Origin of the sequence: Chromobacterium phragmitis, assembly GCF_003325475.1 — a bacterium.
GTDB lineage: Bacteria > Pseudomonadota > Gammaproteobacteria > Burkholderiales > Chromobacteriaceae > Chromobacterium > Chromobacterium phragmitis.
Genome location: NZ_CP029495.1, coordinates 4,361,463 through 4,382,211, shown reverse-complemented (window position 1 = coordinate 4,382,211; position 20,749 = coordinate 4,361,463). Strand labels below are relative to the sequence as shown.

Sequence of the window (20,749 nt, the reverse complement as noted above, 5' to 3'; positions counted from 1 at the left end):
TTCCTTGTCATGGCGGGCGTCAGGCGATGGTTGGCATGCTGGCGTAGCAACGAACCATGTCCATGATCGCGATTCGGCCGAAACGATCGAACATCAGCCAACAGTCGCCCTGCATTTTCGCCCGGATGTGAGCGCCCGCCGGCCAGGAGAACGCGATGTCCGGATAGGTTTCCCCATCCCGCGCCAGCAGCACGCAGGCATCGTTTTCCTGCCGCATCGCCACGGCTACGCTGTTTTGGCCCAGCGTGACGTTGAGCGCGGCTCCGGACATCTGCGGCGGCAGTGCGAGGCCGTGATCCTTGTCGTTGCCGGAATGCTGGCTGACCAGCCATGGGTTGTCCTGCTCGTCCCATGCCATCCAGAAGTAGCGGTAGCTGCCCCAGGGCGAGGGGATGACGGACATGTCGCCTTTCTTCTCCAGAACCGGCACGTGGCCGCGGGACTCCAGCCGCCTGCCGGGCAAGCGATATTGCCAAAGCACCATTTTATCGTCTGGATCCACCAGTTCGTACTGTTCGCAGGATGGGCTGCGCAAAATGCGCACCGCCCGGCCCGGCAGTTTGTCGATTTGCCACAGCACGCGGCTGAGACCGTGTCCGGTGTCCAATACCCGGATCGCATCGCCCTGGCCAACCGTCCAGCCGATGCCGTCGAAGCCGGCGGCGAAGCAGTCGACGGCGATGATGCCCAGGTCTCGGTGCTCACGCGTCACCAGATCCAGACGCTGTACGCACAGCATGTCGCCCCGGTAGATCACGGCGAGGGCGATGTGGCCGCTGTCGGCTAGTACGATGCTGTCGGCGGGCGCGGGGAAGCGATGCAAGGTCTTGCCTCTGGGGTCGCGCAGGGTGACGCCAGCCTCGCCCTGCGCGACCAGCAGGCGCATGTCGGGCAGCAAGGCGATGTCGGATACCGGCTGGCCAATGGCGGCGGGGACGGATATCCAGGACACTTCCTTTTTCTCGGACAAGGGGTGGGGCTTGGGGGATGGCAGCTTGCCGGGCAAGTCGGCGCGCAGCAGCGGGTCTTGCGCAATGTCGAGCAGACGCTGCAGTTGCTGAGGGCTGAATCGGCCCAGTCCGCCGTCCTGGTCCACCAGCCAGGCATTGAACAGCGCGCGCGCCAGCAGGCGCGTTTCTTTGTTATGGCTGGACAGCGCCAGCAGGGCGTGGGCGACGGCGGTCCTTTCCGGCTGGCGGTCTTTGTCGTCGCGGATCGATTGGATGCGCGCTTCCTGGCTGTCCAGCGAGTCCGGGAGCAGGCTGGCGCGTTTGACCAGCGCTTCGGCGGCCAGGCTGCCGCCCGCTTCCTCGGCGCGCAGCAGCCACTCGATCGCGCGCTCGCGCATCGACTCTATCGGCCAGATCGCCTGCGCCGCGTCCAGCCGGCGGCCCTGGTCGACCAGGGCCTGCGCCCATTCTTCGCGCAATTGGCGCGCCGCCACCGGCCAGCGGGGTTCCAGCAAGGCGATGGCCTCGGCGAAGGCGCCGTCGCGTCTCGCCACCGCCATCGCGCGCGGCAGATCGCCGGCCTTGCACATCAGCCGCACGATCAAGGCCGCGTCCATGTCCCAGAGCAGGGCCAGCTCCGCGGCTTGGCCGTAGCGCTCATGCTTTTCCAAGTAGCCGATCGCTTCTGAGTGGGACTGTAGCAGCTCAGCCAGCACGAATACCGCCTGATCGACATTGCCTTCTCGATCCAGCTTTTCAAAACTCTTGCGATACAGCTGTCGCAGGTGGCGGCTGAGCTCATCCCCGAAATACATGGAGGGACCGGCTGCGCCGTTTTTCATGCCCAATGCCAAGTTCTGGCGGACATGAGGCACGCCGAAGGCTTGGCCGGTGCTGCCGCCTGCGCCGCCCAGCGGTATGGCGTGGCGCAACGCGTCTTGCAGGCGGCCGTTTTCGAACATTTCCAGCATTTGGCGCATGTAGGCGGCCTGGCGGCGGCCCATTATGCCGGAGAGATGGCTGGTCATCGCCGCGCGGGCGAGCCAGTCGCGCCAGGCTTGCGGCATCGCGCGCGCAACGGCGCGCCGGGCGGGGATCATGGCCTGGGCGATTGCGCCGGGCTTCCCGGCGCTTCCCGCTCCGCCAGCCTGTTTTGGATTGGACGGCTGGGTGGAGACGGATGATTTTCGCGGGGCGGGCGGCTGTCTTTTTTGCCATGAGCGGACCGCTAGCGCGATCAACATCAGCCAGGGAAGCACGTGGGGCGCGGAGTTGGAGGACGATGAGCCTGCCCCCCTGGGCGCGGCGCCGCTGTCGCTGCCGGATGAGGCGATGAAGGCGCCCAGCGCCAGGCAGGCGCCCAGCACCGCCGCCACGATCAGCGGCTTGCGCCAGACCGGCGCCTTGGGGGCGCTGGGCGGCGGCGCGGAAGCCTCGCCTTGCAGGGCGTGGAGGAACTGCTTTTGCTCGAGGCTGGCCGCCGGCACTTGTTTGCCCAGCAACTGGCGGATATCCCGCTGAGCGGCTGCCAGCGGCTGATCCAGCACTCTCTCGGCGACGCGGCAGTCGTACATCGCGTGGATGGCGAACGCCGACACGTCCAGCCATTCCCCCGGCTTGAGGACTTCGGCGTCGGCCAGCCGCAGGCTTTGCACCTGGCCGCCCCGCACCAGCCACAGGTCTGCAGGCGGCAGCTTCTCGTATTCGTCGGCCGTTATCCACGCGGAGCACAGCGCGCGGCCCACTCGTTGCAAAGGCCAGCCGGGCACGCGCGCGCAATCCTGCTCCATCGGCGCGGCGTAGCGCAGCAGATCGCCTTCCGGGAAGCGGTAAGCCGCGGCGCCGGCGTGCCAGTTGGCCAGGATGCGAAGCCGGCGTTCGGACTCGCCGTACCGGTCGGCGGGCAACCAGAGGCCGGACAGCCATGCGCGGCCGCTCAGCACCGGCTGGCGTATTTCGGAGCTTAAGGAGAGGTTTTCAGTCATGTGCTTTGCCTGCGGTCTGGTTTTGCAGATGGAGAACCACGGCGCGGGCGGCCAGGGAGTACACGATCAACTCTCTTTGTTCGGTCAGCAGCGCGATGCCGGCGCAGGAGGGCGTATAGCTGAGCCGGGCGATCGGCGACGCAGTCCCGTACAACGGCAGGATCTTGTCTTCGTCCAGCAGGGCGATCTGATTCTGCTTGTCGTGGACCAGCAGCAAGCGCGGCTTGTCGGTCAATTGCACGCCTATCGCGTGCCAGCCTGCGGGAAGCAGGCATTCCCGGCCATCCGGCGCGCCGCCGCCGCTGCCGGCGTGTAGCCGCCAGCTTTCCCGCTCGCCGCCGCGTAGCAGGACCGCGCAGGCGAAGCGCCGGTCTTGCGGCAGCCCGTGCAGCAACACTCGACTATAGGTGTCGGCCGCGATGCCGGGGGCGACTTCCACCACCTTCCGGTCGTGATCGGCGCCCAGCCAGCCTAGACGGAGCTGGCCGTTCTGCTGGCGGGCGTATAGCAGGGAGGCGCCGTCTATCTGGCAGAGGGCCTGCACGCCGCCGCATTGTTGGCGCATGGGGGCGGTTCCGGCAGGGCCCCCGCTTTCCCAATAGACAAGATTGCCGTTCAAGTCGCGCAAATACAGCCTGCCGCCGGATTTGCCGGGCAGCCAGGCGGCATCCAGCAAGGTGGAGGATCCCGGGGAAGCATGGAATTCGGCCTGCTGCGGCAGCGGCACCTTGCCTATGCGCGGGAACTGCAGGCAGCTCAGCAGGGCGCCGCGCTGAACCACGGCGCCCAGGGTCTTGGCCGTGAATGCCCGCGCCAGCAGGGTGCCGGCCCTGTGCCATTGCAGCTGGCGCGCCTTCTGTTTCGATGTTTGTCCCGGTTTGTCCACCGGCAGCATCAGTGCCGCGTAGCCGCCCTGAAGCGAGACGGCGACATGGCGGCCATTGGGAGACAGCAGCGGCGCGTGACGCAGGGAAAAGCGCTGCGTCTCTGTCCGCACGGTAGCCTGGCCGGCTTGGAAGCGCCCCTGCAGCAGCGCGAGGCCGGCATCGCGGGATGGCAGCGGCAAATTCAACGAGCGCTCGCCGCCGCGGTCCCGGATGGCGATTCGCAGAGCGTCGCCGCGCAGCGTGGGCGTGATGTCCGCCTGGTGGGTGAAGAGCGGCGCGAGCAGGCCCTGTTTGTCCAAGGGGTAGCCTATCAGCCAGCACTCGTCGACGGCGCCCAGCTCTGACAGGCTCTGGTGCCATTCCTGGTAAAGCTGCTGGTCGAAGTTGCGGTAGGCGCGGGCGCGCAGCAGCTGTTTCAGCGCCTCGGGCTCGGCGCCTTGCCGCCATTCGCCCGGCGCCTGCAGGCTGCCCCAATGGAATTCGCCGCCGGCGGCCCTGGCGCGGCGATCGAGCAGGATGCACAGCGCCAGATGGGCCAGCCTGGGGGCGCCCAATTGCCAGCTGCCGGAATGGAATAGCGCGACGATGCGCCGGTCCGCCATGCGCTCGTTCGGCGTGGGAGACAGAAACAGATGCTCGCCGCTGGCGGCGCGGCGCAGAAATTCGTCGGGGATTTCGTCGGCCAGCAGCCATTCGGACGCCAGCAGGCGTTCGTAGGGGCCGCGGCGCCGCAAGTCATCCAGCCCTTGAGAGGGCAGCTCGCCGCCATGGCTGGGATCGCGGTGCCTGCCTAGCACCGGAGCGAGGCGTCGCAGCAACTCGCCCAGTTCGGTGGCGAGCTCGACGGAAAAGCCGCTCAGGCAGTCATGCCAAGGCATGAGCGCTTCGGGTAATCGCATAGGTATCGTCAGCTGGAATTCAGGAGCGGCAGGCGCCGCTCCATCGGCGGCGGATGTCGGCCAGCAGCTCGTCGCCGGCCGGCAGTTGCCGGTTCAAGGGAATGATGAGCGCGGGTTCGCGCCAGAGCAGCATCGGCCAAGCCGGCGCGCGCGCATTCAGGGCGATGCTCAGCGCGTCGGTGGAAACGTCCGGCTGCCACTTGGTCGGCAGCCACAGCTGTCGGATCGAGGCGTCCGGACGGGCGTACTCGACCCCCTCCACCCAGGGCAGCGCGCTTTCCCGCCCCAGCGCCACCAGCAGCCGTTCGCCGGCGGTTAGCATCAGCGTGCGCCGCTGTTCGGTCGGCATGGCCTCCAGCCGTTTCAGCAGGCGCTCCGCGGCATCGCCGAAAGCGACCGCGGCCTGAGGGGAGGCGATATCGCATTCCGGAATGGGCCGCCAGCGCCAGGACATGGCGGAGCCGCTCATGCGGGTTCCGCCAGGCGCGCCGTCAGTTTCTCGCGCGAAGCGGCCAGTTCGTCCGGCATGCTTTCGGCGCTGAAGTTGGCGTCGATTTCACGCAACAGGGCTTCGATGCCTGGCCGGTCTGTTTCGGCGGCCAGCGCGGATTGCGCGTTTTCCAGCAGGCGGCCGACCCGTGACATGGGCTGCACGGCCGCGGTCTCCACCGCGCTGGCCAGCACGCCGTTGGCGCAGACGGCCAATTGTTCGCGCAAGACCTCCCGGGCATGTTGCTGGATTTCCTGAGTCGGCAGCGCGTACAGCAACGGCCACAGGTCGGAGGCGTCGGCGCGGGCGCGGCCGGCGAGGACAGCTGCTGCGGCGATCAGGCGCTGCGATCTGACGATGCGGCGATCGGACAGGGCGATTCCCGCGCCGCGCAGCTGGCGGATGGCTTGCGCCAGGACGGGGCGGATCTCGGACATGTCCACGTCTTTGGCCGCGTTGGCCAGCAGGTCGAGATCAGCCAGGCTGATGCCGGGTGCCGCCGGGCTTAGCTCGGCCTGCCAGCCGCCTTCCAGCATCGCTTCCAACTGATGGTCGGCGGCCGCCTCCACGAAAACGTGCAGCAGAAAACGGTCGCCGAAAGCGGACAGGGATTCGTCGCTGGGCAGATGGTTGGCGGCGCCGATGCAGACGCGGAGCGGGCAGTACAGCTGGGTGTGGCCGCGGCGGAAGCGGCGCTCGTTCAGAATGCCCAGCAAAGTATTGAGAATGGCGGTGGAGCCGAGGAAAACCTCGTCCAGAAATGCGATTTCGGCCTCGGGCAGCATGCCGGCGGTGTCGGTCTCGACAGTGCCTTCGCGCAGCTTGCGCAGATCGACGGGGCCGAACAGTTCCGAAGGCTCGGTGAAGCGGCCAAGCAGATATTCGAAATAGCGGCCGCCCATCGTCTGGGCCACGCGCCGCACGACAGCGCTCTTGGCGGTGCCCGGCGGTCCAATGACCAGCAGGTGCTCTTGGGCGACCGCCGCCAGAATGATCAGCTCCGCGAGCTGTTCCCGGCCGACCAGCCCTTGAGTGGCGCTGCGAATGGCGGAGCGGACGTTGCTTGATGCTTGTTGCAGCTGCGAATTCATGACTGTGGCGTAGTGTGGAAATCCGGCGATTATAGAGAAATGCGCTGATTGTTAACAAATGTAATATTGGCAATAGTGACAAAAGGACCGTCTTGTTTTTCGAATGGCTGAATAGTTCTTATCGGATTATTTGAAAGATGGGCGAGACGTGGCGCCGTCTCGGGTTAATTTGGAAATTAAATGCGGAATCTCATCCGGAAAAGCGAGGAATGGCCTGCACTGGCCGCGTGTTGCCGAGCAAAGCCATCGGGCAGGGTGGAATTGCCATTCGCCGAACAGGTATAACGGCGCTTGAGCACCGCCGCGACATGGCCGGCGAGTGTCATGCGAAAGAAAATCGAATGAAAAAAATCATATTCAGCCTGCTTGCGGCAATGGCATCCCTGCAGGCGCAATCCGGTCCGATGGTGCTGGCTTATTATTCCGGCTATGCCGGCAATGACGCGGCGCTGGCCAAGTATCATGCCAACTTCAATGCCGTCGCCGTGGATTTCTACAACATCACCGCTCAGGGCGCGGTTGTGGGCAATGGCGATCCCCGGCCGGAGAACGCCTTGGCTTTCCTGCGCGACAAGAAGATTCCCGCCTACGGCTGCGTGTCCAATGTGGACGGCAAGGGAAACTGGAGCGCCGACATCGCCCACGCGGTGTCCACCACGGCGCTGAATGCGTCGGTGGCCAATCTGGTGAAATTCGCGCAGGACAACCGCTTCGTCGGGGTCAATGTCGATTTCGAGGCGGTGGCGCAGGGCGACCGCAACCGCTTCAGCGCTTTCATTCAAACGCTGGCCAAGGCGTTGCATGCCAAGGGATTGAAGCTGATCGTCAGCGTGCCGGCTTTCTCCGTCAAGGATGAGAATCATGAGGCCAATTATGGTTACGATCTGCGCGCGCTGGACGCGGCGGCGGACTATTTGCAGATCATGACTTACGACGAGGCGATTCCGGCCTGGGACCCGGGGCCGGTGGCTGGCTCGGACTGGATGGAGGACGACTTGGACTACGCGGTGGAGCGGGTGCCGGCGGCCAAGGTGCTGAACGGCATCCCGGCGTACGGCTACGACTGGAAGCTGCCCGGCAGCGGCAGGATGCTGTACTGGAAGGACACCCAGGCCTTGATCGCCCGCTATGGGGCGCAGCCGCGCTACGACGCCGGCACCCATTCCTTGACCTTCGGCTATGACGCGGCGGATGGCAGCCGCCATACGGTCTGGACGGAGAACGCGCGCAGCGTGGCCTTGAAGGCCAGCCTGGTCAATGCTTATGGCCTGGGCGGCACTTCGCTGTACGCACTGGGAATGGAGGATGACGCTTTTTGGAGCGCGGTGAGGCAGGGATTGTCGCAACATTAGCGGATGGAAAAGCCGGACGGGAGTCCGGCTTTTCGCATCGGAGAATCCGAGCGCCGCGCCGTTACGGCGCGCGCCAGCCGCCGCCCAGCGCGGCGATCAAGGCCACGCTGCTGGCGTACTGGCGGTTTTTCACATTCCACAGATTGTTTGCCGCGGCGATGCGGGCGTTTTGCGCGCTCAGCACGTTCAGATAGGACACGGTGCCGGCCCGGTACTGGTTCTGGGCGATGGTCTCGGCCCGCTTGGCCGCCGCCAGGGCTGCCGTCTGCAGTCCGGCCTCTTCATGCAGCAGGCTTTGCGCGGACAGATTGTCCTCCACCCCCTGCAGCGCGGCCAGCACGGTTAGCCGGTAGCCGGCTACGCTGGCGTCGTACGCGGCGATGGCTTGGGCGGTCTGGGCGCGGCGCAGGCCGGCGTCGAACAGAGACAGCGCGAGCGAAGGGCCGATGGACCAGATGCGGTTGGGCAGCGTCACCCAGTCGGCGAAGGTGGAGCCCCGGTAGCCGCCGCTGGCGCCCAGCGTCAGGCTGGGGAAATAGGCGGATTGGGCGATGCCGATCTGGGCGTTGGCGACGGCCATATTGCGCTCCGCCTGCGCGATGTCCGGGCGGCGCTCCAGCAGCGTCGAGGGCAGGCCGGAGGGAATTTGCGGCAGATGGGGCTCGGCTTCTGCCGGCGGCAGCGAGAAGCCTGCCGGCGCCTGGCCGAGCGCGGCCGCTATCGCGTGCTCCAGCTGGGCGCGGGTCAGCCGTTTGTCGACGACCGCGGCCTGGGCGGTTTTCCATTGGCTTTCGGACGAGGCCACCGCGTCGTCGCCGACGATGCCGGCGGCGAATTGGTTGCGGGTCAGCCGCAGCGACTCTTCCAGCGCCTTTTCGCTGTCGCGCAGGTTGGCCAGTTGCCTGTCCGCCGCCACCAACTGCAGATAGGCGGTGGCCAGTTGCGCCTGGCTGCTGAGGCGGATGGCGGCCAGTTGCGCCGCCGAGGCCTGCTGCTTGGCTTCGCCGGCCTCCACCGCGCGGCGCACGCCGCCCCACAGGTCCACCTCCCAGCTGGCGGCCAGTCCCAGGTTGTAGTTGTTGAACGCGACGTTTCCGGGCGCGGCGACGGCCCGGCTTTGCGAGGCGTTGGCGGATAGCGAGGGGAACAGTCCCGCCTCGGCCTGGTTGAGCTGGGCCTGGGCTTGGCGATATTGCGCTTCGGCCTGGGCGATGGTGGGGCTTTGCCGGTTCAGCGTGTCCATCAGGCCGTTCAGCGTGGCGTCCCGATATGCCGCCCACCAGTCGCCGCGCGGCGCTTCGTCTTGCGGCTCGGCGCTCTTCCAGCGGCCGTCCTCTTTAAAGTCGGCCGGGATGTCGAGCTTGGGTCTGGCGTAATCGGGGCCGATGGCGCAGCCGGTCAGCGCGGCGGCGGCCAGCAGCGCCGCCAGGATGGGGGTCAGGCTTGTTCTTGTTTTCATGCGGGTCATTCCTCGTTGCCGCCGGCGAGCGCGTGGCGGCGGTTGCCGCGCCACTTCAGGCACCACAGGCGGAAGCGGTCCAGATACAGATAGACGATGGGCGTGGTGTACAGCGTCAGGAGCTGGCTCAGCAGCAGGCCGCCGACGATGGAGATGCCCAGCGGCGTGCGCAGCTCGGCGCCGTCGCCGCGGCCCAGCGCCAGCGGCAGCGCGCCGAACAGCGCCGCCATGGTGGTCATCATGATGGGGCGGAAGCGCAGCAGGCAGGCCTGGAAGATGGCGTCGCGCGGGGGCAGCGCTTGCTCGCGCTCGGCGGTGAGCGCGAAGTCTATCATCATGATGGCGTTCTTTTTGACGATCCCGATCAACAGCAGCACGCCGATCAGCGCGATGATGTTGAATTCGCCGCCGGTGGCCATCAGCGCCAACAGCGCGCCCACGCCGGCGGAGGGCAGGGTGGACAGAATGGTGATCGGATGCACCACGCTCTCGTACAACATGCCCAGCACGATGTAGACGGCGATCAGCGCGGCCAGGATCAGCAGCGGCTGGCTGTCCAGCGAGGCCTGGAACGATTTGGCCGTGCCCTGAAAGCTGGCATGTATCGAACTGGGGAGGCCGATGTCGGCCAGCGCGTCGTCTATCGCCGTGGTGGCGTCTGACAGCGAGACGCCGGCCGGCAGGTTGAACGAGATGGTGGTGGCGGCGAACTGGCCCTGGTGGTTGACCGACAGTGAGGTGTTGGTCGGCTTCCAGCTGGCGAAGGCCGATAGCGGCGTCGGCTGGCCGCCCGGCGTTTGCAGGTAGATATTGCGCAGCGCTTCCGGACTCTGCCAGTACTCGGGCGCGACCTCCAGCACGACCCGGTACTGATTGAGCGCGTTGTAGATGGTGGATACCTGGCGTTGGCCGAAGGCGTCGTTGAGCACCGAGTCTACCTGGGCCTGGGTCAGGCCCAGCCGCGCCATCGCGTCGCGGTCGAAGGCCAGCGTGGTCTGCAGCCCGCGCACTTCCTGATCGCTGTTGATGTCGGCCAGGATGGGTATCTTGCTCAGCGCCTGCTGCACCTTGGGCGTCCACTCCTGGAGGGCGGCCAGGTCATCGCCCTGCAGCGTGTACTGGTATTGCGCGTTGCTGGAGCGGCCGCCGATGCGGATGTCCTGCACCGCCTGCAGGAATAGCTGGGCCCCCGGTTCGTGCGACAGCTTCTTGCGCAGGCGGGCGATCACCTGGTCGGCGCTTTCCTTGCGTTCCGACAACGGTTTCAGGCTGACGAACATATTGGCGCCGTTGCGTTTGCCGCCGCCGGTGAAGCCCACCACCTTGTCCACCGCGGGGTCGGCGCTCACTACGTCGATGAAGCGCTGCAGCTTCTGTTGCATCGCCTGGAAGGAGATGTTCTGGTCGGCGCGTATCATGCCCATCAGCCTGCCGGTGTCCTGCTGCGGGAAAAAGCCCTTGGCGATCACGGCGTACAGGAATACGTTGAGCGCGATGGTGGCGGCGAGAACGGCCATCATCAGCCGGCTGTGGCGCAGCGCCCAGGATAGCGAGCGCCGATAGCCGTTCAGCATGGCGTCGAAGGCGCGCTCGCTCCATTGGAACAGTCTTCCCGGTTCGCTGTGCGCCTCATGCGCTTTTAGCCAGCGCGAGCACAGCATGGGCGTGGTGGTCAGCGAGACCAGCAAGGACACTAGGATAGCCACGGACAGGGTGACGGCGAATTCGCGGAACAGGCGGCCGATGATGCCGCCCATCAGCAGGATGGGCAGGAACACCGCGATCAGCGAAATGCTCATCGACACCACGGTGAAACCCACTTCGCGCGCGCCTCGCAGCGCCGCCTGGAACGGCTTCATGCCGGCCTCGATGTGGCGGGAAATGTTCTCCAGCACCACGATGGTGTCGTCGACGACGAAGCCGGTGGCGATGGTCAGCGCCATCAGGCTGAGGTTGTTCAGCGAGAAGCCGGCCAGGTACATCACGGCGAACGTGCCCACCAGCGATACCGGCACGGTGATGGCCGGAATGGCGGTGGCGCGGCCGTTGCGCAGGAACAGGAACACCACCAGGATCACCAGGGCGACGGAAATCGCCAGCGAGCGCTCCACTTCGGACAACGACGCGCGGATGGTGGGCGTGCGGTCCATCACCTCGTTGATCTGGACCGCGGCGGGAATGGATGCCTGCAGCTTGGGCAGCATCGCCTTGACCCGGTCCACGGTTTCGATGATGTTGGCGCCGGGCTGGCGGAACAGGATCAGCATCACCGCCGGCTGCTTGCCCAGCATGCCGGCGTTGCGCAGGTCCACGACCGAATCCTTGACCTCGGCCACGTCCGAAATGCGCACCGCGGCGCCGTTCTTGTAGCTGATGATCAGCGGCTGGTAATCGCTGGCCTTGCCGGCCTGGTCGTTGGCCTGTATTTGCCAATGGCGCGCATCGTTTTCCAGAAACCCCTTGGGCTTGTTGGCGTTGGTGCCGGTGATGGCGGCGCGCACGGTTTCCATGCCGATGCCGTAGTGGTTGAGCTGCATCGGGTTCATTTCCACCCGTACCGCCGGCTGCGCGCCGCCGCCGATCACCACGTTGCCGATGCCGTCCACCTGGGACAGCTTTTGCCCCAGGATGGAGTCGGCGGCGTCGTACATCTGGCCGCGGCTCAGGCTGTCCGAGGTCAGCGCCAGGATCATGATGGGCGCGTCCGCCGGATTGACCTTGCGGTAGGTGGGGTTGGACGGCATGCCGGTGGGCAGCAGCGAGCGCGCGGCGTTGATCGCCGCTTGCACGTCGCGCGCGGCGCCGTTGATGTCGCGGTCCAGGTCGAACTGCAACGTGACGTTGGTGGAGCCCAGAGCGCTGGTGGACGTCATTTCGGTGACGCCTGCGATGTGGCCCAGCGCGCGCTCCAGCGGCGTGGCCACCGTGGCGGCCATGGTCTCCGGACTGGCGCCGGGCAGTTTGGCCGATACCGAGATGGTGGGAAAATCCACCTGCGGCAGCGGCGATACCGGCAGCAGCTTGAAGGCGATGGCGCCGGCCAGCAGGATGGCCAGCGTCAACAGCGTGGTGGCCACCGGGCGGCGGATGAACGGTTCCGACGGGATCATGCTTCGCCCTCGGCCAGTTCCGGCTTGGCCTTGCGGCCGAAGCGGCGCGCCAGGCGGTCAAACGCCAGGTAGATCACCGGCGTGGTGAACAGCGTCAGCACCTGGCTGACCATCAGCCCGCCCACCATGGTGATGCCCAGCGGCTGGCGCAGCTCCGCGCCCATGCCGCTGCCCAGCATCAGGGGCAGCGCGCCCAACAGCGCCGACATCGTGGTCATCAGGATGGGGCGGAAGCGCAGCAGGCAGGCCTGGTAGATGGCTTCGCGCGGACTCATGCCCTGTTCGCGCTCGGCCTCCAGCGCGAAGTCTATCATCATGATCGCGTTTTTCTTGACGATGCCTATCAGCAGGATGATGCCGATGATGGCGATCACCGACAGGTCCGAGCCCGTCACCATCAGCGCCAACAGCGCGCCGATGCCGGCGGAGGGCAGGGTCGACAAGATAGTGATGGGATGGATATAGCTCTCGTACAACACGCCCAGCACGATGTACATGGTGACGATGGCGGCCAGGATCAGCCACAGGGTGTTGGACAGCGAGGCCTGGAAGGCCATGGCCGCGCCCTGGAACTTGGTGTCTATGCTGGCCGGCAGGCCCAGCTCCGCCTCCGCCTGGCGGATGGCGTCCACCGCCTCGCCCAGCGAAGCGCCGCGCTTCAGATTGAAGGAGAGGGTGGCGGTGGGGAATTGCCCCAGATGGCTGATCGCCAGCGAGGCCGGCCGCTCCTCTATGCTGGCCACCGCGTCCAGCGGCACCGGCGTGCCGGCGGCGGTGGGCACGTAGATGCTTTTCAGCGACTGCGGGTCGAGCTGGTGCTGCGGGTCGACTTCCAGCACCACCCGGTACTGGTTGGTCTGGGTGAAAATGGTGGAGATCAGCCGCTGGCCGAAGGCGTCGTACAGCGCGTTGTCGATGGCCGCGGTGCTGACGCCCAGGCGCGAGGCGACGTCGCGGTTGATGTTGACATAGGCTTGCAGGCCCTTGTCCTGCAGGTCGCTGGCCACATCTGCCAGCGCCGGCTCCTGCCGCAGCCTGCGCACCAGTTTGGGCACCCAGGCGGACAGTTCGTCCTGGCTGGTGGCCTGCAGCGTGAACTGGTACTGGGTGCGGCTGACGCGCGCGTCTATGGTCAAATCCTGCACCGGCTGCAGGTACAGCGACATGCCGGGCACATCGCCGGCGCGCTGCTGCAGCCTCGCCAGCACCGAGCGCATGTCGTCGCGCTCGCCCTTGGGCTTGAGGTTGATCAGCAGGCGGCCGTTGTTCAGGGTGGCGTTGGTGCCGTCGACGCCGATGAAGGACGACAGGCTGTCCACTGCCGGGTCTTTCAGCAGCGCCTCGGCCAAGGCCTCCTGGCGTTGGGCCATCGCGGAAAAGGAAATGGACTGCGAGGCCTCGCTGATGCCCTGGATGGCGCCGGTGTCCTGCTGCGGGAAGAAGCCCTTGGGCGTCCAGACGTAAAGCGCGACGGTCAGCGCCAGCGTGCCGACAGCCACCAGCAGCGTGGTTTTCTGTCTGTCCAGCACCCAGTTGAGCAACCGGCCGTAGCGGGCGATGACGTCGTCGAAGAACTTGCCGCTGGCGTGGTAGAAGCGGCCCTGTTTTTCTTCCGGCACATGCTTGAGCAGGCGAGCGCACATCATCGGCGTCAGCGTCAGCGAAATGAAGGCGGAGATCAGGATGGACACCGCCAGCGTGACGGCGAACTCGCGGAACAGCCGGCCCACCACGTCGCCCATGAACAAGAGCGGGATCAGCACCGCGATCAGCGAGATGGTCAGCGAGATGATGGTGAACCCTATCTGCTTGGAACCCTTCAAGGCCGCGGCCATCGGCTTTTCGCCGTCCTCTATGTAGCGGGCGATGTTCTCGATCATCACGATGGCGTCGTCGACGACGAAGCCGGTGGCGATGGTCAGCGCCATCAGCGTCAGGTTGTTGATGGAGAAGCCGGCCAGGTACATCACGCCGAAAGTGCCCACCAGCGACAGCGGCACCGCCACGGCCGGAATGATGGTGGCCGGCACATTGCGCAGAAAGACGAAAATCACCATCACCACCAGCCCGATGGCCAGCATCAGCTCGAACTCCACGTCCTCCACCGACGCGCGTATGGTCACGGTGCGGTCGCTCAGCACCTTGACGTCCACCGATCCGGGCAGGGTGGACTGCAATTGCGGCAGCAGCGCCTTGATGCGGTCGGTCACCTGTATCACGTTGGCGCCGGGCTGGCGCTGCACGTTGAGGATGATGGCCGGGGTGTCGCCGGCCCAGGCCGCCAGCCGGGTGTTTTCGGCCGAGTCCACCACTTTGGCGACATCCTCCAGCCGCACCGGCGCGCCGTCGCGATAAGCGATGACCACGTTTTTGTATTCGTCGGCCGATTGCAATTGGTCGTTGCCGTCTATGGTGGATGCCTGTTTCGGTCCGTCGAAGCTGCCTTTGGCCTGGTTGACGTTGGCGGCGGCGATGGCGGTGCGGATGTCTTCCAGCGTCAGCGCGCGCGCGGCCAGCGCGCGCGGGTTGCTCTGGATGCGCACGGCGGGGCGCTGGCCGCCGCTGATGCTGACCAAGCCTACGCCGGAAACCTGGGACAGCTTCTGCGCCAGCCGGGTGTCGGCCAGGTCCTGCAACTTGGTCAGCGGCAGCGTGGGCGAGCTGACGGCGATGGTGAGGACCGGCGTATCGGCTGGATTGACCTTGCTGTAGATGGGCGGGCTGGGCAGGTCGGACGGCAGCAGGTTGCCGGCGGCGTTGATGGCGGCCTGGACTTCCTGCTCGGCCACGTCCAGCGTCAGGTCCAGGTTGAATTGCAGCGTGATCACCGAGGCGCCGCCCGAACTGGTGGACGACATCTGGCTCAGCCCCGGCATCTGGCCGAACTGGCGCTCCAGCGGGGCGGTGACCGAGGAGGTGATCACGTCCGGACTGGCGCCCGGGTATTGGGTGACCACCTGGATCGTCGGATAGTCGACTTCCGGCAGCGCCGACACCGGCAGCAGCCGCCAGGCGACCAGGCCGGTCAGCAGGATGGCCACCATCAGCAGCGTCGTCGCCACCGGGCGCAGAATGAACTGGCGGGAAGGATTCATGCTTCGCTCCCGCCGCTTAGCCGGCCTGGGAGGCGGAAGGTTTGCCGTCGCGCTTGCGCGGCCCCTTGTCCGCGCCCAGCGTCTTGGCCTGGGCGGCGCGGTCTATCACTTTGACCTGGGCGCCGTTGCGCAGCTTGTCGACTCCGTCCACCACTACCCGTTGGCCGGGTTTCAACCCGTCTTCGACTATGGTGTGGTGGCCGGATACCGGGCCGGGCTTGATCGGCGCGATGCTGACGGTGGAGTCCGCGCCCACGGTGTAGACGTAGCTGCCGGTTTTGCCCAGCTGCACCGCTTCGGTGGGCACCACTACGGCGTCCTTGCGCACGCCCAGCTGCAGCTTGACGTTGACGAACTGGTTGGGGAACAGCTGTTGCTTTGCGTTGGCGAAGCGCGCCTTGATGTTGATGGTGCCGGTGCCGGTATTCAGTTGATTGTCCAGCGCCAGCAGGGCGCCGTCGGCCAGCTTGCCGCGGTTGTCCCGGTCCCAGGCCTCCACCCGCAACGATTTGTCGGCGGCGGCGGCTTGCAACACCGAGGTCAGGCTGGTTTCCGGCACGGCGAACACCACGTTGATCGGCTGGGTCTGGGTGATGGTGACCACGCCGTTGGCATCCGATGAGCGGACGATGTTGCCCGGGTCCACCTGGCGCAGGCCCACGCGGCCGGCCACCGGCGCGGTGATGCGGGTGTAGTCGACATTGACCTTGGCGGCGGCCACCGCGCCCTGATCCACCTTGACCGTGCCTTCGTACTGCTTGACCAGCGCTTTCTGGGTGTCCACCTGTTGTTTGGAAATGGAGTTCTGGCTGGCCAGTTGCTGATAACGGGCCAAATCCAGCCTGGCGTTTTCCAGCAGCGCCTGGTCGCGCAGCAACTGGCCTTCCGCCTGGGTCAGCGTTGCCTGGTAGGCGCGGGCGTCCAGCTCGGCCAACAACTGGCCTTGCTTGACCAGTTGCCCCTCCTGGAAATGGATTTTTTCCAATTGGCCGTCGACGCGGCTGCGCACGGTCACGGTATAGGTGGAGGCGACGGTGCCCAGCGCGCCCAGTTGCAAAGGGGCGTCCATGGTCCGCACCTCCGCCACGCCGACCGCCGCCGGCGCGCCGCCCTTGTTCCTGGCGGCCGCCTCCTTGGCGTTCTGGCTGTGCTGATGCCACCACCAGCCGCCGCCCAGCGCGGCGATCAGGACGAGTATCAGGGGGAGGCGTTTGGATGAGGCGGACGCGGCGGTCGACATGCGGGGAGCTCCGGGCGGGCAGAATGTTGTTGTATGGCAAAGCATGTCATTTTTACATGCTTTGTGCTGCGGCAATGCGTGAAAACAGCGATTTAGTGCCGTATACGCATGCTTAAGAGTGAATGCATTGTATGAGCCTGGTTTGAGCCGGCCCCGACTTTGTGTTTTGAATTGTTAATGAAAAAAGAGTGTTTAATTTTTATGTTTGAACGACAGCAGCGGGGCATCGGCAAGGCATTGTCGCGCATGGGTTTGCGGATAGCGGTGGATAAGATGGCGGCTCTTGGTGTTTTTACCATTTATTTACATGGGATGGGTCGGATCTATATCCGCAATTTATTTTCGGCGGCCTAGCATGCGTGTCGAAGCGTCAAGCGCTTGGATTATGAATCGCGGGAGGATGGATATGTCGGCGGGAAGCGGAAGCATGGCGATTTCGGCATTGGACCGACAGCGTTCCGGCCAGGGGATGGCGTGGCTGGCCTTGGCGGCGTTGGGCGTGGTGTTCGGCGACTTGGGCACCAGCCCTTTGTACGCGCTGCAGGAGGCATTTCATGGCGGCCATGGCGTGCGGCCCACGCCAGGCAATGTGGTGGGCGTGCTGTCGCTGTTTCTGTGGTCGCTGATCCTGATGGTCAGCGTCAAGTACGTACTGTTATTGATGCGGGCGGACAATAAGGGGGAGGGGGGGATTCTGGCTTTGTTGGCCCAGATCGTCGGCGGCCGCGGCGAGGGCGGCGGCGCGGTGCGCTGGACGTTGCTGGGACTGGCCGGCGCGGCCATGCTTTACGGGGACGGCGTGATCACGCCCGCGGTGTCGGTATTGAGCGCGATGGAGGGTTTGCAGGTGGCGGCGCCGGTCTTGTCCGCCTATGTTGTGCCCGGCACGGTGCTCATCCTCGTGCTGTTGTTCATGGTGCAGCCGTTCGGCTCCGGCAGGGTGGGGGCGGCGTTTGGACCGATCCTGGCGGCTTGGTTCGCCGCCATCGCCGCCTTGGGACTGGCCCAGCTGTGGCAGAATCCGGCCATTCTGCAGGCGATCAACCCGGCGCAGGGCATCGCCTATTTCCAGCGCAATGGTTTCGCCGGCTTCGTTTCCCTCGGCGCCGTCGTGTTGTGCCTGACCGGCGCGGAGGCGTTGTACGCGGACATGGGGCATTTCGGCGCGCGGCCGATACGGTTGGCTTGGTATGGGCTGGCGCTGCCGTCGCTGATCCTGAACTACCTAGGCCAGGGCGCTTTGCTGCTGTCGCATCCAGAGCTCTCGAGCCGGCCGTTTTATTCGATGGCGCCCGAGTGGACGCTGTATCCCATGGTGGCCTTGGCCACGTTGGCCACCATCGTCGCTTCGCAGGCGCTGATCACGGCGGTGTTTTCGTTGACGCACCAGTCTGTGCAGCTGGGCTTTTTTCCGCGCGTCAAGGCTTTGCATACCTCTGGCAGCCACAAGGGGCAAATCTACCTGCCCTTGCTCAATTGGTCGCTGATGTTGGCTACGATCGCGGTGGTGCTGGGCTTTCGCGAATCGGGCAAGTTGGCCGCCGCTTTCGGACTGGCGGTGTCCACCACCATGGCGATCACCACCGTGTTGTTCGCAGTCTTGGCGCGGCGGCGCTGGCGTTGGCCTTGGTGGGCGGTGGCGCTGGCGGCAGGCGGGCTGCTCGTCATCGATCTCGCCTTCTGGCTGGCCAACGCGCTCAAGTTCATGGATGGCGGCTGGCTGCCGCTGTTGCTGGGCGCGGCGATTTTCGCCGCGATGGGGTGCTGGTTCGGCGGGCGGCGCATGCTGGCGCGGCAGGGGCGGGATGGCCTGTTGCCCGTCGATGCGCTGTTGTCCAGCCTGCGGCTCAATCCGGTGGCGCGGATTCCGGGAGTCGGGGTGTTTTTGTCGGAGAGCCCGGACGGCGTGCCGCTGGTATTGCTGCACCATTTGAAGCACAACCAAGCGCTGCATGAAACCGCTCTGCTGTTGACGCTGCAGATGCTGGACGCGCCGCGGGCGGAAGGGGAGAGGACGAGCGCGCGCTGGCTGGGCGAGGGGATGGCGCGGGTGACGGCGCGCTACGGCTATATGGAGCAGCCGGACGTCCCGGCCGCGATGGCGGACGCCGCCCGCCTGCTAGGCGTTCCGGTGTTCGAGCCTTTGGCGACATCTTATTACCTGGGCCGGCAGACGCTGGTGGCGTTGCCGCGCGGCGGCCGCTTGCGGCGCGCCATGTTGGCGGTGTTTTTCTTTTTGCGGCAGAACGAGCGCAGCGCCACGCTGTATTTCGGCTTGCCGCCCAACCGGGTGGTGGAGTTGGGGGCGCGCATCGAACTGTAGCGTGTTGTCCTCAGCCAGTTTTGCGTGCCCGTATTGTGAGCTGGCAGGCGGCCGCGCCTTGCCGGTGTTGGCTTTTCCTTTCTCTTCTGAACATGACATCTTCGTTTTTTGCGTAATTCGCCTAATCCGGGCTAGGCAATGCCGGCGATCGATGTCATTCTTTGCCGCTTTGGATTGTCCCGAACCCGGCGCAGAGCCTGGGGCGCGCGGGTTTCGGCCCTCGCGGCAGAACAATAGAGTGAGTTGGATATGAGCAAGAAACAAGAAGCGCCCGAACTGCGGCGCTCGCTGCAGGCTCGACACCTGTCGATGATCGCCATCGGCGGTTCGATCGGCACCGGCCTGTTCCTGGCGTCCGGCGCCACCATTTCCGGCGCCGGCGCCGGCGGCGCGCTGCTGGCTTACGCGCTGGTGGGCCTGATGGTGTACTTCCTGATGACCAGCCTGGGCGAGATGGCCGCCTTCATGCCGGTGTCCGGCTCCTTCCAGGCTTATGGTTCCCGCTTCGTCGATCCGGCCTTCGGTTTCGCCCAGGGTTGGAACTATTGGTACAACTGGGCCATCACCGTGGCGGTGGAGCTGGCCGCGGCCGCCATCATCATGAACTACTGGTATCCCGGCATACCGGGCGTGGTGTGGAGCGGCGGCTTCCTGGCCATCATCTTCGCGCTCAACTACTTCTCGGTGAAGGGCTTCGGCGAGGCCGAGTTCTGGTGCTCCATGTTGAAAGTGGCCACCATCATCGCCTTCATCGTCATCGGTTTCCTGATGATTCTGGGCATCATGACCGGCCCCAATCCGGAGCGCATCGCGCCGGGTCTCAATGTGATGATGCAGGGCGAGGGCGCTTTCGTCGGCGGCCTGGCGGCCTTCGTCGGGGTCGCCATGGTGGTGGGATTCTCGTTTCAGGGCACCGAGCTGATCGGCGTCGCCGCCGGCGAATCCGCCAATCCGGGCCGCACCATCCCGCGCGCCGTGCGCCAGATATTCTGGCGCATCCTGATGTTCTACATGCTGTCCATCCTGATCATCGGCCTGATCCTGCCGCACAACGATCCGTCGCTGCTGAAGAACGACATGAAGGACGTGGGCGCCAGTCCGTTCACGCTGGTGTTCAACCGGGCAGGCCTGGCTTTCGCCGCCAGCCTGATGAACGCGGTGATCCTGTCCGCCATCTTGTCGGCCGGCAACTCCGGCATGTACGCGTCCACCCGCATGCTGTACGCGATGGCCAAGAACGGCATGGCGCCCAAGGTCTTCGGCAAGCTGACCGACAACGGCGTGCCGCGCAACGCGCTGTACGCCACCACGCTGGTGGCCTGCCTGTGCTTCCTGACCTCGCTGTTCCAGAGCAACGCGGTCTACATGTGGCTGCTGAACTCGTCCGGCATGACCGGCTTCATCGCCTGGCTGGGCGTGGCCATCAGCCACTACCGCTTCCGCCGCGCCTATGTGAAGCAGGGCTACAGCCTGGATGATCTGCCGTACAAAGCCAAGTGGTTCCCGCTGGGCCCGGTGTTCGCCTTCATCTTGTGCCTGCTGATCATGCTGGGCCAGAACTATACCGCCTTCACCGCGGCCAAGGTGGACTGGAACGGCGTCATCGCCACCTATCTGGGCATTCCGCTGTTTGTGGCGCTGTGGTGGGGATACCGCGTCAAGCACAAGACCAGCCTGGTGCCGCTGGACAAGGTGGACCTGGCCGAAGCGCACGACAACGCCGTGCGCCAGCGCGAGGAAAATCGAGGCGGCAAGCCCGCCGCGGCCCAGGTGTGACATATCTGGCAAAACGTTTGACGGAGCCCGCTGGCAAGCGGGCTTTTTTTATGGTTTCATCCGCTATCCTGACAACATTTTAAACCTTCCAG

General features: G+C 65.6%; 11 protein-coding genes. 3 read left to right on the top strand and 8 right to left on the bottom strand.

All coding sequences use genetic code 11. The features are described from left to right. Window positions 1-19 precede the first annotated feature (19 nt). From DK842_RS20630 to DK842_RS20615, 4 genes are read right to left on the bottom strand one after another with little or no spacing between them, the layout of a single operon-like run. Window positions 20-2,935 carry a bpX6 domain-containing protein gene (locus DK842_RS20630; RefSeq protein ID WP_114063149.1) on the bottom strand — a complete coding sequence of 972 codons (2,916 nt, stop codon included), beginning with the start codon at window positions 2,933-2,935 and terminating at the stop codon, window positions 20-22. Beyond that, window positions 2,928-4,700, bottom strand: a complete 1,773-nt coding sequence (locus tag DK842_RS20625; RefSeq protein WP_114063148.1) for a hypothetical protein — start codon at window positions 4,698-4,700, stop codon at window positions 2,928-2,930. The genes DK842_RS20630 and DK842_RS20625 overlap by 8 nt, the downstream gene beginning before the upstream one ends. Window positions 4,701-4,740: 40 nt before the next feature. Beyond that, window positions 4,741-5,190, bottom strand: coding sequence for a bpX5 domain-containing protein (locus tag DK842_RS20620; protein ID WP_114063147.1), 450 nt, complete (start codon window positions 5,188-5,190; stop codon window positions 4,741-4,743). Beyond that, window positions 5,187-6,302: an AAA family ATPase gene (locus DK842_RS20615; RefSeq protein WP_114063146.1), complete on the bottom strand. Its 1,116-nt coding sequence runs from the start codon at window positions 6,300-6,302 to the stop codon at window positions 5,187-5,189. The genes DK842_RS20620 and DK842_RS20615 overlap by 4 nt, the downstream gene beginning before the upstream one ends. A 341-nt stretch (window positions 6,303-6,643) precedes the next feature. On the opposite strand from DK842_RS20615, the gene DK842_RS20610 reads away from it, so the two are divergent. After that, window positions 6,644-7,654, top strand: coding sequence for a glycosyl hydrolase family 18 protein (locus tag DK842_RS20610; protein ID WP_232538545.1), 1,011 nt, complete (start codon window positions 6,644-6,646; stop codon window positions 7,652-7,654). A 61-nt stretch (window positions 7,655-7,715) separates the two neighbouring features. Here DK842_RS20610 and DK842_RS20605 read toward each other — a convergent pair whose 3' ends face one another. From DK842_RS20605 to DK842_RS20590, 4 genes are read right to left on the bottom strand one after another with little or no spacing between them, the layout of a single operon-like run. After that, window positions 7,716-9,113, bottom strand: a complete 1,398-nt coding sequence (locus tag DK842_RS20605) for an efflux transporter outer membrane subunit (RefSeq protein ID WP_114063145.1) — start codon at window positions 9,111-9,113, stop codon at window positions 7,716-7,718. Between the two features lie 5 nt (window positions 9,114-9,118). After that, window positions 9,119-12,223, bottom strand: coding sequence for a multidrug efflux RND transporter permease subunit (locus tag DK842_RS20600; protein WP_114063144.1), 3,105 nt, complete (start codon window positions 12,221-12,223; stop codon window positions 9,119-9,121). Beyond that, the gene (locus DK842_RS20595; protein ID WP_114063143.1) at window positions 12,220-15,318 is read right to left on the bottom strand and encodes an MdtB/MuxB family multidrug efflux RND transporter permease subunit; all 3,099 of its coding nucleotides are present in this window, start codon (window positions 15,316-15,318) and stop codon (window positions 12,220-12,222) included. Before DK842_RS20595 ends, DK842_RS20600 begins: the two co-directional genes overlap by 4 nt. Window positions 15,319-15,334: 16 nt before the next feature. Next, a complete protein-coding gene (locus tag DK842_RS20590) occupies window positions 15,335-16,558 on the bottom strand; it encodes an MdtA/MuxA family multidrug efflux RND transporter periplasmic adaptor subunit (RefSeq protein ID WP_114063142.1) in 1,224 nt (407 codons plus the stop codon). 427 nt (window positions 16,559-16,985) lie between these two features. Here DK842_RS20590 and DK842_RS20585 point away from each other — a divergent pair, with 427 nt between their 5' ends. Then, a complete protein-coding gene (locus tag DK842_RS20585) occupies window positions 16,986-18,881 on the top strand; it encodes a potassium transporter Kup (RefSeq protein ID WP_232538544.1) in 1,896 nt (631 codons plus the stop codon). Between the two features lie 249 nt (window positions 18,882-19,130). Continuing rightward, window positions 19,131-20,657, top strand: a complete 1,527-nt coding sequence (locus DK842_RS20580) for an amino acid permease (RefSeq protein ID WP_114063141.1) — start codon at window positions 19,131-19,133, stop codon at window positions 20,655-20,657. The last annotated feature ends 92 nt before the right edge of the window (window positions 20,658-20,749 follow it).

Bases quoted from the DNA above. Each gene is read 5' to 3' on its own strand.
- DK842_RS20620 (WP_114063147.1), bottom strand. From the start codon at position 5,190: ATGAGCGGCTCCGCCATGTCCTGGCGCTGGCGGCCCATTCCGGAATGC.
- DK842_RS20610 (WP_232538545.1), top strand. From the start codon at position 6,644: ATGAAAAAAATCATATTCAGCCTGCTTGCGGCAATGGCATCCCTGCAG.
- DK842_RS20595 (WP_114063143.1), bottom strand. From the start codon at position 15,318: ATGAATCCTTCCCGCCAGTTCATTCTGCGCCCGGTGGCGACGACGCTG.
- DK842_RS20605 (WP_114063145.1), bottom strand. From the start codon at position 9,113: ATGAAAACAAGAACAAGCCTGACCCCCATCCTGGCGGCGCTGCTGGCC.
- DK842_RS20585 (WP_232538544.1), top strand. From the start codon at position 16,986: ATGGCGATTTCGGCATTGGACCGACAGCGTTCCGGCCAGGGGATGGCG.
- DK842_RS20630 (WP_114063149.1), bottom strand. From the start codon at position 2,935: ATGACTGAAAACCTCTCCTTAAGCTCCGAAATACGCCAGCCGGTGCTG.
- DK842_RS20625 (WP_114063148.1), bottom strand. From the start codon at position 4,700: ATGCCTTGGCATGACTGCCTGAGCGGCTTTTCCGTCGAGCTCGCCACC.
- DK842_RS20600 (WP_114063144.1), bottom strand. From the start codon at position 12,223: ATGATCCCGTCGGAACCGTTCATCCGCCGCCCGGTGGCCACCACGCTG.
- DK842_RS20580 (WP_114063141.1), top strand. From the start codon at position 19,131: ATGAGCAAGAAACAAGAAGCGCCCGAACTGCGGCGCTCGCTGCAGGCT.
- DK842_RS20590 (WP_114063142.1), bottom strand. From the start codon at position 16,558: ATGTCGACCGCCGCGTCCGCCTCATCCAAACGCCTCCCCCTGATACTC.
- DK842_RS20615 (WP_114063146.1), bottom strand. From the start codon at position 6,302: ATGAATTCGCAGCTGCAACAAGCATCAAGCAACGTCCGCTCCGCCATT.